The 12,858-nt window shown below is 51.4% G+C and carries 9 protein-coding genes and 2 pseudogenes; all 11 read right to left on the bottom strand.

The window, feature by feature from the left end; translation table 11 throughout:
• Positions 1–9: 9 nt before the first annotated feature.
• Positions 10–900 (bottom strand): annotated as a pseudogene (locus AC6I8V_RS26295) (Rpn family recombination-promoting nuclease/putative transposase).
• 331 nt (positions 901–1,231) lie between these two features.
• Complete coding sequence (locus tag AC6I8V_RS26290) at positions 1,232–1,804, bottom strand: flavin reductase family protein (protein WP_497847191.1); 573 nt, start codon at positions 1,802–1,804, stop codon at positions 1,232–1,234.
• A gap of 114 nt (positions 1,805–1,918) precedes the next feature.
• The gene (gene ppk2 / locus AC6I8V_RS26285; RefSeq protein ID WP_497847190.1) at positions 1,919–2,827 is read right to left on the bottom strand and encodes a polyphosphate kinase 2; all 909 of its coding nucleotides are present in this window, start codon (positions 2,825–2,827) and stop codon (positions 1,919–1,921) included.
• 27 nt (positions 2,828–2,854) lie between these two features.
• Positions 2,855–4,474, bottom strand: coding sequence for an inorganic phosphate transporter (locus tag AC6I8V_RS26280; protein ID WP_497847189.1), 1,620 nt, complete (start codon positions 4,472–4,474; stop codon positions 2,855–2,857).
• Positions 4,475–4,975: 501 nt separating this feature from the next.
• Entirely contained in the window at positions 4,976–6,028 is a 1,053-nt protein-coding gene (locus AC6I8V_RS26275; RefSeq protein WP_497847188.1) for a glycosyltransferase family 9 protein, read from the bottom strand.
• A 219-nt stretch (positions 6,029–6,247) separates the two neighbouring features.
• Positions 6,248–6,441, bottom strand: a pseudogene (locus AC6I8V_RS26270) (VapC toxin family PIN domain ribonuclease); the annotation flags it as partial.
• Positions 6,442–7,045: 604 nt separating this feature from the next.
• Positions 7,046–7,309 carry a hypothetical protein gene (locus AC6I8V_RS26265; RefSeq protein WP_497847187.1) on the bottom strand — a complete coding sequence of 88 codons (264 nt, stop codon included), beginning with the start codon at positions 7,307–7,309 and terminating at the stop codon, positions 7,046–7,048.
• A 136-nt stretch (positions 7,310–7,445) separates the two neighbouring features.
• Entirely contained in the window at positions 7,446–9,542 is a 2,097-nt protein-coding gene (locus AC6I8V_RS26260; protein ID WP_497847186.1) for a peptidase domain-containing ABC transporter, read from the bottom strand.
• Positions 9,535–10,809: an HlyD family secretion protein gene (locus AC6I8V_RS26255; protein WP_497847185.1), complete on the bottom strand. Its 1,275-nt coding sequence runs from the start codon at positions 10,807–10,809 to the stop codon at positions 9,535–9,537. The genes AC6I8V_RS26260 and AC6I8V_RS26255 overlap by 8 nt, the downstream gene beginning before the upstream one ends.
• A 103-nt stretch (positions 10,810–10,912) precedes the next feature.
• A complete protein-coding gene (locus tag AC6I8V_RS26250; protein ID WP_497847184.1) occupies positions 10,913–11,347 on the bottom strand; it encodes a toxin-activating lysine-acyltransferase in 435 nt (144 codons plus the stop codon).
• Positions 11,347–12,846 carry an MchC protein gene (locus AC6I8V_RS26245; RefSeq protein ID WP_497847183.1) on the bottom strand — a complete coding sequence of 500 codons (1,500 nt, stop codon included), beginning with the start codon at positions 12,844–12,846 and terminating at the stop codon, positions 11,347–11,349. Before AC6I8V_RS26245 ends, AC6I8V_RS26250 begins: the two co-directional genes overlap by 1 nt.
• Positions 12,847–12,858: the final 12 nt, after the last annotated feature.

Genomic DNA, 12,858 nt, shown 5'->3' with positions numbered 1-12,858 from the left:
AGAGGAGATTCAGTGCTTGATTTGGCGTAAGTCGCACTCAGAAAGACCCGTCATTTTCATGACAAATGCACTGTCCAGACCGTTTGCCAGCATATTTCGGGCGATTTCCAGTCTGGTATCGCGTTCAGCAATTTGTTTCCCTTTTTGCTCAAGTTGTTGTGCGATGGTCATAAGTTCTTCCTCATGCTGTGGCACACGCTGGGCCAGCTTGCGAATAAAACCTTCTGCATCGGGCGTTTCACCGGTCTGCAGCATGTAGTTTACCAGCGCCAGTACCTGTTGTCTGGTCATAAATTCCTCGAGCATCAGCTTACTTAGCTGGTCGAGACAGTCGTTAAGATCCCGCTGACGGATGTGTTTTTGCAGCAGCGTTAAAGCGGCCATACTTCGATGCTGCATGATTTCCTCGTCGGGGATGACGGTGATGTCAACCAGCGGGAAATCAGCGCTGTAAAGCTCAGCGGCCTGTTCTGCATCGCTGAACAACTGCAACCAGTTGATGGGATAGGGGTAGGGACTGCGCTTCCCCTAGTAAAATAATACGGGGATGACCAGGGGCAGGGTCTTATGTCCGGCATCAAGATGACGCTGCATTGCGGCAATGGCATAGCGCATAAGGCGAAATGCCATATGCCTGTCTGGTGAACTCTGATGTTCGATCAAAACCTGGACATACCCTTCACCGTGGCGGGTTTTGAGCGAGTAGAGCACATCGCTGTAGTAGGGCCTGAGGTCATCCTCAACAAAGCTGCCCGATTCGAGCTTCAGTGTTGTCAGATCGCAGATTTTCAGCAGTTTTGGCGGCAAATGCAGGGACATAAAATCCCGCGCAGTGGCCGGGTGTGACAGGAACGTTTTAAAAACCGCATCATGCGGTGTCGGGGTACTCTTTTTCTGCATCAGGCATCCTTCCTGTGTTTGTCCTTTTTAGTGCCTCGGAAACATAACTAATTTCATCCCAATGGGGCGGTCACCGGGCCAGGCGTACATTCACTGCTATCTTTGGGGCTTATCCTTATTATTATGAACAGACACTATGATGAGCGATACGTCACATATGATGTTCACTGGATAGCAGCAAACAAGCCGCCATCTCTCGTGGGACATTACATCGTATTGAAGGTGGTGACGTGAAGTGCCAGATAATAAATGACGGCCGCACTCTGCGGGGGGAAGCGCATTTCGATAAAACTCATAAAGGTATTATTATTTCCCCGCCGCCAAAATCTAATTAATCCACATCCAGCACTTCGCCGATTTTATAGAAATGTTTCCCCGCGATGTAGTGCAGACTTCTCCACTCATCAGAGGCATTTTCATACTGCCAGTGTCCATCGTGGAAAATACGGCTGTCAGCCCATGCGGCTTTAATCTCGCCAATAAACAGGTCATGGTCACGCTGATTGGCTTCAACCGGAATAAGCTCACAATACAACCATGCAGAACATCCGGCGACAAAGGGTTGTTCAATGCCATCAACATAAAAGCACTCAACCCCAGTTTGAGAGAGTTTGTCATGCTCTGTGGCTCTCGAGTGAGTGCCCAGATAATGCACCATTTCGGCTTGTTTTGCGTTCGGCACCTGAATGACAAACTTATTACTCTTTTCAATTAACTGGCGGGTATAAGCTGATTTATCTAATACCACCGTCAGTTTTGCTGGTTTGAAATCCAGGCCACAAACCCAGGATGCCGCCATAATATTTTCAATTCCATCATGAGACGCAGACACCAGCGTTGATGGTCCATGGTTAATCAGCCGATAGGCTTTTTCCAGTTCGACTGAAGTAAAGTACTGATTCATGGCATTCTCCTGTGACTTTCCCCGACAAACGATGTTACCGCGCCCCGGTATAGCAGGGCAACGGCAGTACTGCGTATCTGAGCATGGTTGTCGGCCGCCGGGGCAGAACGGGCCTCAGTAACAATCCGGAACCCACATGCTTTCGGGCACAGGATGACGGGCGTAATCCTCATGATGGATGCGCGAAGGGAGCGTAATGCAGTGTCCTTCTTCAGGTTCATAGGGAACCTGTTTTAGCAGATGAGAAATGCAGTTAAGCCGGGCTTTTTTCTTATCCACGCCCTGAACCACCCACCAGCGCGCTTCCTCAATATTGGTGCGCTCCAGCATCACTTCCTTGGCCGCCGTGTAGTCTTCCCAGCGACGACGGCTCTCCAGGTCCATCGGACTGAGCTTCCACTGTTTTAAAGGATCATGGATACGGCTGAGAAAACGCATCTCCTGTTCTTCATCGGTGATGGAGATCCAGTACTTAACGATCTGAATGCCACTGCGTACCAGCAGTCGTTCAAACTCCGGCGCACTGCGGAAAAACTCTTCATACTCATCGTCGCTACAAAAGCCCATGACCTTTTCCACACCGGCCCGGTTGTACCAGCTGCGGTCAAACAGCACGATTTCTCCCGCAGCGGGGAGGTGTGATACATAACGCTGGAAATACCACTGGCTGCGCTCACGTTCGCTGGGCGCCGACAACGCCGCCACCCGGCAATAACGCGGATTCAGGCGCTGCATAATACGTTTGATTACGCCACCTTTACCGGCAGCATCACGGCCTTCAAAAATAACCACCAGACGATGGCCGGTACGTATCACCCAGTTTTGTAATTTGACTAATTCGCCCTGCAAATACAGCAGTTCGGAAAAATAACGGCGGCGCCAGGCAATGTCGCTGGCATCATCACGCTGTCCGGAACAAAAATCGGCCAGTTCCAGCTCGAGTGATTCGTCATAGCTGTCATAGAATTCCTGTAAAAGACGTGCATCTAACCTGTCGTTGTTATTAATTTCATGTGCAGACATCGTTTTTTATCCCTGTCGAAGCAAGCGTTACAGTGAAATCAGGAACCAGTAAAGACCGGCGGAAAGCAGCGCCGCTGCGGGTAGCGTTAATACCCATGCCAGCACCATATTGCGCAGCGTCCCGAACTGTAAGCCGCTTCGGTTGGCGGCCATGGTGCCGGCGATCCCCGATGAAAGAACATGCGTCGTCGATACCGGCATACCAAAGGCATCTGCCGCACCTATCGTGCCTATGGCAACCAATTGCGCGCTGACGCCCTGCGCATGGTTGAGATGACTTTTTCCAATCTTCTCCCCCAGCGTGGCCACAATGCGGCGCCAGCCCACCATGGTGCCCAGTCCCAGCGCAATCGCGACAGCAACCTTGACCCAGGCTGGGATGAACTGCGTGGAGGTGTTCAATACGTTCTTCAGCGCCTGAAGGTTTTGCAGCATTGGCGCGGGCAGGCTCAGCGTTTTGTCGCCTTGCAGATTCTTAATCGTTGCGGCAGCGAGGTACATTTCATCGCGCAGACCTGGCAGCTGTTCCGCTGGAATATTCGCTAAGGAACCATAGCGGGTCAGCGTCTCTTCAATGCTTCCCGTCACCTCAGCCAGGGCAGCCAATACCGTGGCGTGACGTTCACCGGTGCGCAGATAGGTTGTTAAAACATCGCCGGGCTGCGCTGGCGCTGCAACCGGAGCGTATTGCATCAGCTGAACGTTGCTGTTTGCAGCCAGCGTGATGATATTCGGGACGGCTGACGACGGCAGATCGCGGTTGAGTGAATACGCCACCGGCATCGCGGCGACCAGAATAAGCATGACCAGTCCCATACCTTTCTGACCATCATTAGAACCATGCGCAAATGAAACCCCCGTACAGGTCAGCACCATCAGACCGCGAATCCAGAGCGGGGGAGCGCCATGCTCTTCTGCCGTATGGTAAAGCTCGGGTTTTTTAATCCACCGTTTTATGAGCAGCAGCAACAGCGCCGCACAGCCGAAGCCAACAATCGGCGAGAGGATCAGCGCGTTGCCGATATTCAAAGCCTGTCCCCAGTTCACCCCGCTCATTGCGCTACGCCCATGCATCACGGCATTTGCGATACCGACGCCAATAATCGAACCAATCAGGGTATGTGAAGAGGAAGCGGGCAGCCCAAGCCACCAGGTGGCGAGATTCCAGATAATGGCTGAGAACAGCAGCGCATAAATCATGACGAAGCTCTCGCTGCTGCCCGTCTGAACAATCAGCTCGACAGGAAGCAGAGAAATGATGCCAAAGGCAACGGCCCCTGATGAACACAGGACGCCAAGAAAGTTAAAAATGCCTGACAAGACCACGGCCGCAGTCGGGGAAAGCGAGCGGGTATAGATAACGGTGGCTACCGCATTCGCCGTATCGTGAAATCCATTAACGAACTCGAAACCCAGTGCCGCTAATAGCGCCAGGCCCAGCAGAATCAGTGGCAGATAACTGCCGTAGGCCATCCCGGTTTGATGAATATCGCCAAATAACTGGCTCGCCGTGAAAATGATGCCCGCAACCAGCAAGGCGCTAAAAAGAAATAACGGTTTTTTACTGTTTCCGGCGTTTATATTTTCAGGTGCAGATAAAGGCGTTGCAGGGACACTTAAAGTCTGAGGCGTAACGTAATCGCTCATTAGAGAAAATTTCCTATAGATCGCTAAAGCAGCATAAGCACAACGATTGGTGCGGCTAACATATAGAAAATTTATGAAAGTTTTATGACAGAACTGTCAAAAATTCGTCATATAGATGAAATCTTCAGGCGTGAAAAACAGAGGGAATCGAGATAATTTTAATTTTAAATCATAGAGTTAAACACAATCAGGCAACCTGATAACTTTATCAGCCTGAGTTTTATTTCTGCCATAAATATGTCACAAACAACAACCAATTGATAACAACACATCATATTTACCCTATGAAAATGTTATGATGCTAAACAAATACTTCAGTATGCCAGCCATAACGAACGCTGTTTCCGCGACTTAATAGCTGAAAGCAAAAGCGCATCGTTTTCCCCAATACGATGCATCTGCGGTAGGCAGCCTCACGCGCGATTGAAACCTGGGCCGTCCCACTGGATAACGCGGGACGTCGCGGCGGCACGGACTCAGCGTCGTCCAGACCCATTGCCTTTATGCTCTGGAGCGCGAGTGAGAATCCCAGGCAAGGTCCGTTTCCGTCAGCAACGCGTTCAGCGCACTCATCACGTTCTCTGGATGCAGATCGTTTACGTGCTGATTTTTGCCCTGTAGCGTTTTGCAGGGTACGCGCCACGGATACCAGTGTGCCGGGTCACTGTTGCCATAAAGGGCAACCACCGGAAGACCGAGTGCTGCGGCAACGTGCACCGCGCCGCCGTCGCTGCTGATCATGACGCTACACAGTGAGAGCGCGGACTTAAGTTCCTCCAGGCTTTTTGTCGGCACCGGTTCCAGACCGGCATCACTGCAAAGGCTGGCAATATATTCAGCTTTGTGGTCATCGCCAGGATGCATCGCGTTGCTGCCGGTGCCCGGCGACCAGAAGAGTAAAATCCGGCACCCGTAATGCTGATGAATCATCCGGGCAAGCGCAATAAAGTTTCCGGCAGACCATTGCTGGTTCGGTTTACGGGCGCTGATTTGCAGGGCAACGATACGCTCAGCGCTGTTTATTTGATAAGCGCTTCTGAATTTTTCTGCCAGCTGTAGATCAGGGAAAATGACGCTTTTTCCGGGCTGGCGTGCTCCGCCCCGATTTTCGATAGCCACGCGAAGTCCGAACAGGGTCTCTGCGACGTGCAACGTCCGGTTAGCAGGCGGGATCAGCGTATCAACCAGAACATGTTCATTGCTGCCATATGCAATAACCTGCTTCGGCCTGATAAATGCGGCCCACTTCACCGAATGCTTATCCCAGGCTGATTTGGCAATCACGACGGCATCGTACTTTTCCTGCCGTAAATGGAAAATGGTTCTGAATCTGGCGAATGTGGCAGCCAGAACGTTCAGTAGCCCCCCACAGTGCTTGGATTTACTGTATTTCCAGACATAACGGATATGCGGATTCCCGCTGAATACCGGGGCCGCATAACTGTTGGTAAGCACGTCGACTACGGCATCATGCTCCGCGTAAAGCGCCTCAATCAGCGGGGTGGCCAGTATGCTGTCGCCGATATTGTCTCTGCATATAACCAGTATTTTCAATTTCAGTTCACTCCCGTCCGTAATTATCAATACGGGTTAAGAGCCTGATTCTCGTTTTCAGTTCTTCGCTGAGATGAGGATTTTCGGGAAATTTCGCATTTCGGGCAGTTAACTTACAAACGGCTTTCTGGTTCCTGCCGAATGAAAATATTTTGTTCAGGCAATATTTATCCTGCTCTTAAACCGGATAAGCCATATCCTGAGTGATGGAAAGTACCTTTCGGCAATATTCGTCTGATGGCGCTGTGGTAAAAGTCCCAGCTCTGCCTGGGGGCAGGAGGAGTACCACATGCTCTCGCTGCCTGTATCAGCGGGTGGATCAGAGCCTGATCCTGCATTAACAACTGAATCAGTCCGTCATTCCGGTTTTGGAAGTGATCACCCCAAACCGATGTATCAACCAAAATAGCCATTTTGCAGATGGCTCCTCGCGACGACGAGGAGGGGTCTGCATTTCAGGTGATGAACCGCCAGGCGAAGCCGGCGGCAACTCCCCGATCTTATCGGGGATAAGGATGCCGCCATTGGCGGCTTCAGTCCTTGCTTAACCCATATAAAAACCGCACCGCTTATTGAGGTGTTTTTTTTCTCATCGCAGCAAAATAAAACCCGATCAATAAGAGGGTAGGGACATAGTACTGAATCAGTTTTCCTAAGTGGAAAGTGTCCTGGCTGGTGAAAATGGCATAGGTACCCACTACCGAGTTACAAATACACAGTGCCAGTGCCAGGAAAAATAAAACCTTACTAATTCTGATTAACATACCACCTCTTTTTGTCAGGATATTAACGTCCATACTCTTATTTTGCGACCAGGTTCGCTTCGGCTAACAATGCAGACGTAATATTAGCTTAACACGGCTTAACTTATGGTCATCATAATCCATCTTTGACCACCCTCCCTGGCCGCAGGGAAAAGACTCTTCTGCGTTCCTTTATCCTGAAACAGACAAAGTCACGGTTTTCCTGTTTAGCTACTCAGGCAATTAACTCGACGTTGCCCGGCAGCTCAGCCAGTCAGGAGCCGGTTGAAGAGGCGCTGCTTGAGCTATCGTAGGACTCATAAATGCCGATCCCAATGCCAACAACGCCGCCGATGGCTGCGCCAATCGCGCCGCCAGCGACAACGCCTGCTTCCGCGCCTTCCGTGCCAAGAGCGATAGCCGCGGCGCTGCCGAAGCCCGTGCCGATTGCCGTACCATTGGCGCCATCTGAGAGAACGTCTCCCGCCGCACCCGAGCCATAAATACTGCCGATCTCTGTAATCGTTAATGCTCTCATAACCGTTCCTTCCTTAAAGGTTAACTGAATTTAAAAAACTCTTATCTGTAATGAAAATATAACCGGCACTGATTAAGTGCTTTATCGCATAGATACCAACCCTCCAGATAAAGATAAAAATACAACCCACCATCCTTTATAAATAGATGATTCTGTCGACAGCTTTTAATGTCTTCTCACGATGAGCCACGATAATGCGGGTGATATTCATGTTTTTTATCGCGCCATTCACCGAGCGTTCGCTATCGGTGTCGAGGGAGCTGGTGGCTTCATCCATAAATAAAATCGCCGGTCGGCGGTAGAGCGCCCGCGCAATAAATACCCGCTGTTTTTGCCCGCCGGAAAGCCCTTCTCCCAGCTCACCAATAAGCGTTTCATAGCCCATTGGCATTTTCATAATCACATCATGGATATAACTGGCCCGCGCACATTCAACCATCCACGCATCATCCATACCGTCGCTGAAGCCGCAGATATTTTCACGTATCGATCCGGAGAAGAGACGATCATCCTGCATCACGCAGGCGATCATTTTGTGATAATTGTTTAATCCCAGCAGCTGAATATCAATGCCATTAACCAGCACTTTTCCTGACGCCGGCGCAAACAGCCCTGATAACACTTTTATCAGCGTACTCTTACCGGAGCCGGAGGAGCCAACAATCGCCACGCTTTCGCCAGGTAAAACCGAGAGACTGACGTCCGTTAATATCGGGGCTGACTGGCTGTCATAACTGTAGTTAACCGCAACGGTTTCCAGCGCCGCGGGCAGTCCGGGGGCGGATGGGGCAATATCGGCTTTTTTCTCTTCACGTTCGTGCAGAGCGATATCCGCAATGCGTTCGTTATGCAGGCTCATGATGCGCAGCTGCAACATGAAATTGGTCAGCGAGGCGACCCGGTCGGAGAACTGACCGCGAAACGAGCCGAACGCCACGAACATGCCAATGGTCAGCTGATTATCCATCACCAGGCTGGTGCCCAGCCACAGAATGGCAATTTGATCGCAGGTGGCAACGAACGTATTGATGCCGCCAAACAGCAGATCCATTTTATTCAGTTTGATGCCGGAGTTAATGGCATCGATTTTCAGGTTGAGCCAGTGGGTGCCACGCCGCTCGGCCATTCCCTGAATTTTTACGGTTGCGATGCCATAGAGCGTTTCCATGAAATAGGAATTGGCCCGCGCCTCCCTGACCAGGCTCTCTTCGGACATTTGCCGGTAGTAGTTGTAGGTAAACAGGCGAATCAGGACATAAATAGCCGTAAAGCCCAATACCACCCAGCTAAGATAGCCGCCATACAGCACCAGCATCACCAGCACACCGGCGACCATAATGCTGTCCATAATCGCGCCGACGACGCTGGTGGTGAAGGTGGTGCGCAGGGTATCCAGCGAACTGAAGCGGGATTGAATATCACCCAGCTTGCGGCGATCAAAATAGGTTAAAGGCAGCCTGAGCAGGTGGCTGAACAGACCCGACTGCCACTGGATATTAATCAATGCCCCCATCACCAATGAAGACCAGGCGCGCACCGTGCCCGTGGCGGCGCGCAGCAGAATAAAAAACATCAATCCGGCGCAGATTAACGTAAGCAGACCCCGGTCAGCGGCCGGAATGGCGTGGTCCATCACCAGCTGCGTGCCTATCGGCATAATCAGATTGATGGCTTCAATCACCACCGACAGAAAGAAGATCTTTGCCAGCGTGCTTTTGATGCCATAAATGCTGTTGACCAGCGTGCTCAGTTTGACCCTGGCCCTGGCAGTCTCGACGGTAAATTCACTGCCGGGCCAGATTTCCAGCGCCACACCGGTAAAATGCGCGGATAACTCTTTCAGCCCCACCACCCGCCGCCCTCTGGCAGGATCATGCAGGATGCATTTATTGCGCTGCACCGCGACCAGCACCACGAAATGATTAAAGTCCCAGTGCAGAATGCAGGGGGTTTTTAAGGTGCTGACTTCGTCCAGCTCCAGAGAAAGCGCCCGGGTAGCCATCCCCAGCTGTTCGGCTATGCCAGTGAGCGCAGAGAGCGTGGTGCCGCGCGCGGATAAATTGAATTGCTGACGCAGCGCGATGAGATCGATATTTTTACCAAAATGCCCGCACACCATTGCCAGACAAGCGAGGCCGCATTCGGAAGACTCGGTCTGATGTACCACCGGCACGCGCCGCCGCCAGCGCAGATCCAGCTGATTGATGAGGTTGTGGAAGCGGCTGCTATTCATTGACCAGTCCTGTGGCGCTGTGCTTCATATCGTAGAAGGGAGAGAGCATCCATTGATAAATTCTTCTCTTTTCCAGAAACAGGGTGCTTTTGGCTTTCATGCCATTTTCCAGCGGCAATGATTTCCCGTTGTAGGCGATAACCTGTTTTTCAGGCGTGACCACCACTTTGTACCAGGGGCCAGGCGAATCGGGCGTGATTTTCGGCGCGCCGGGATAGGTCAGCATCTCCTGCGTCGATGCTGGCGTGCTGCTCACTGCGGTGATTGAGGCGGAAAACTGTCCGAACTTCGCCGCCGGGAAAGCGTCATAGCGCAGGTTGACCTTGTCACCGATGGCCAGATACGGAACCACGTCATTCGGCACCCACAGCACCAGATAATAGTGCTGAATATTTTCCGGGATCAGCTGGAGCAGGCTATCCCCGGCGCTGACCATCTGGCCTACGGTAACGCTCATCGAATCCACCCGGCCGCCGGAAAGCGCCCGGACAATATTGGTCCCGCTGACGTCGGCATCGACCAGCTCTTTTTGCAGATCGTAGCGTTGCAGTTCCGTCTGATAGATGCGGTTATCAAAATCGGCGGCCTGCGTCTGGATCTGGCTCTCCATATTGGTCATTTGCAGGGCATTTTGATCGTTTTGCCCGCTCAGGCTGAGGAGGCTGTTTTGCTGCTGGTAATAGATCTCGACCTGGTAAGCCAGCTGATCCTTGTTAATTAATCCCTTTGCCTGGTAATTACGATAGCTATCCATATTGGCTTTCATAATTTTTATACCTTCCTGGGCACGTTTGACGATATCTGAAGAGCGTGCAAAGGCGCTGCTGTATTGCTGATGCTGCTTCTCCAGCGACTCCAGGGTGACTTTTTTGCTCTCTTTCAGACGGGAAATAATATCGTCGATGCGAACCAGTTCACTTTCGATATCTTTGCGTTTATTCACACTGACAACACCGTCCTGAGTGCTTTTACTGACATCTATCTGATAGAGCGGATCGTCGCGTTTAATTTCCTGCCGGTCATGCACAAACTGCCGGACGACAACCCCCTGTACGCCAGAGTAAATATTGACAGCGCGCGGCCAGGTGGTGACTTCTCCGTCAACATTGACCCGGCGGGTATAGGTTCCGGTAATAACAAAAGTCAGAAATGCGCTAATAAAAATAACGCACCCCAATATCACCAGCCACAGGGGAATACCCGGCAATAGCAGTGCTCTGCCGCGCCATTGCCTGTTTCTGTGTTGTACAGCATCCTTACGGAACACGTTCGATATCCTTAATTAAGCATTTCTGATTTTTTTGCAGCAGACCAGGAAACGAAAAATATCGCTGCCATTATTCAGTTTGATGAATTTAAATAATGGTTTTTTATGAACGAATCATAATTGTCCGGCTCTTGCGGGTCATCCAGCGAACCTGACCTTCACCCCAGGGACGAATTTTAGCTAACAGGCTAATCACCTCGCGGGAATAACCCGGCTTACAGCAAAAATCCAGCAACCAAATCCTGCCGCTTTCATTCCATTCCGAGGGATGAAGCCTGAATTGCGGATCATGTCGCAATCTGTTTTCGGTATCGCCTGCCAGATATGCCCAGGTTATGTAAGCCAGAGGTTGATGCTGCGCGTCGAACAGAAACTTTATTTGCTGATGATTGATGGCAAATTCGGTCCAGCGCTGAATGCTCAATATCGGGTATAAGCTGTAGTTGCGATTATGCAGCATACAACTGACGACAAAACCAATCTTCTCATGGGTTGACCATTCCGTCCGGTCATCAAACGATTCATTGATATATTGCATCACTGCCCCTTAATCCCCTGCGCATAAGATCCTAACGCTTCTCTGGCGAAGGCCTGCTTTGCACTGACCATGGCAGAAACGGCCTGTTGCAGTGATGGCATATCATCGCGGTAGATATCGAGTAGCTGGTTGATCTCGTTAAACATCTGTAGCTTACCGAGGCTGGCTCTGGGCTGAAGTCGTGCCAGTGCCTGGCGTTCCAGTTCTGCATTGCTTTGCTTTAACAGCGGCCGGGCCGCCCGCAGGCAACGCGCCAGCTGCTGAAAATAGCCATCCTGCTGTAATTTCTCGTCTCTTTTTTCGCTATAGAGCTGCATAACCATCCGTTCGAGCGGCGATCGGCTCTCGCCATCCTGCGGCAGATGAAATAGCGTGCGGCGACGATGTTCAAACAGTTGCAGAAAACTGTCAGCGAGGTTGTTAAGTTCTTTGGGTGCTGCTGTACCGGGCGCCGCATCAATGGAGATACCCAGTAAAGACAAATAGCCGTGATAACAGGCTGCGCTGAACGCCTGTTCAAATGCCTGGTTAATCTGCTGACAGGCAATCTGAGTAAACGACGAATCAAACAGATATTTCCCAAGATAAAGGCAAAGATCGGATAACCCTTTGCGCAGTACCGCCGGTTCTTTCATCATCTCTTTGAGTCGCAGCTGATAGCCGAAGTCATACGCATAATCGCCGGGAAATAAGCACCCTAAGCCATTGAAATCCAGCAATCTGCCATCTATCGCAACGTTCGAGGGCGAGGTGGTAATTTTCAGAAAGCGCGTGCGACAAAATGCCATCTGCCTGGCCAGCCGCTGCGCCAGTTCGGTCAACCCTTCAAGGCACCTGATCTGCGGATCGGCATAAGCCTCCGGGCTAAAACCGGCTTGTGGCGCCGGTAAACAGGCGGGAAGCTGGCTTATTACCGCACGTACGCGTCGCGCATCATGCATTAATTGTCCGGCGAACTCCGCCTGCGGCCGGAAATAGGGTGCACGTTCAAAGTGGGCCGGACGAATCACCGGTTCACGAACCAGTAACGCACGGCGAGACGGCTGGTCAGCATTTTCTGAGGAGATAGTGAGATAGCGACTGGTAAGTAAAACCGCCTGCACGTTTACCGCCCCATAGGGCAGCAACTCATTCAGTATTTCACTCCACACGGTTTCATAAATCGCCTCACAGGCGCCCAGCGCGCCACTGGCATGGCGCCAGTCAGTGCCAGCGCCGACTAACGGGTTCGCGCCAATCCCTTTAACCTGATATTGCCCGGAGAAACCGCAGCGGGCGCCGCCGCCGTTGCGCTCAAGGCCACTGCCGCCATAGCGCTCAGCCTGAAATATACGTGCCGGAGAAATACTGGTGGGATCAATTAAATAGCTGCAATCTTCCTGTAATGTCGCTTTGTCACGCACGTCAGAGGAGCACCATATCATCGCCGAATCAATCCTGCTGGCGAAGAAGGGCACAAGGTTAGCGGTTAGTTTTTTCAGAATAAGGGGGTGATTCATCACCAAATCCTC

The sequence above is a fragment of the Pantoea sp. X-Soil-TKNS-1207 genome, assembly GCF_059730485.1.
The sequence above is the reverse complement of the archived record's forward strand: the minus strand, read 5'-3'. Positions and strand labels throughout refer to the sequence as shown.

Bases quoted from the DNA above. Each gene is read 5' to 3' on its own strand.
- AC6I8V_RS26260 (WP_497847186.1), bottom strand. From the start codon at position 9,542: ATGAATAGCAGCCGCTTCCACAACCTCATCAATCAGCTGGATCTGCGC.
- AC6I8V_RS26280 (WP_497847189.1), bottom strand. From the start codon at position 4,474: ATGAGCGATTACGTTACGCCTCAGACTTTAAGTGTCCCTGCAACGCCT.
- AC6I8V_RS26265 (WP_497847187.1), bottom strand. From the start codon at position 7,309: ATGAGAGCATTAACGATTACAGAGATCGGCAGTATTTATGGCTCGGGT.
- ppk2 (WP_497847190.1), bottom strand. From the start codon at position 2,827: ATGTCTGCACATGAAATTAATAACAACGACAGGTTAGATGCACGTCTT.
- AC6I8V_RS26250 (WP_497847184.1), bottom strand. From the start codon at position 11,347: ATGCAATATATCAATGAATCGTTTGATGACCGGACGGAATGGTCAACC.
- AC6I8V_RS26290 (WP_497847191.1), bottom strand. From the start codon at position 1,804: ATGAATCAGTACTTTACTTCAGTCGAACTGGAAAAAGCCTATCGGCTG.
- AC6I8V_RS26245 (WP_497847183.1), bottom strand. From the start codon at position 12,846: ATGAATCACCCCCTTATTCTGAAAAAACTAACCGCTAACCTTGTGCCC.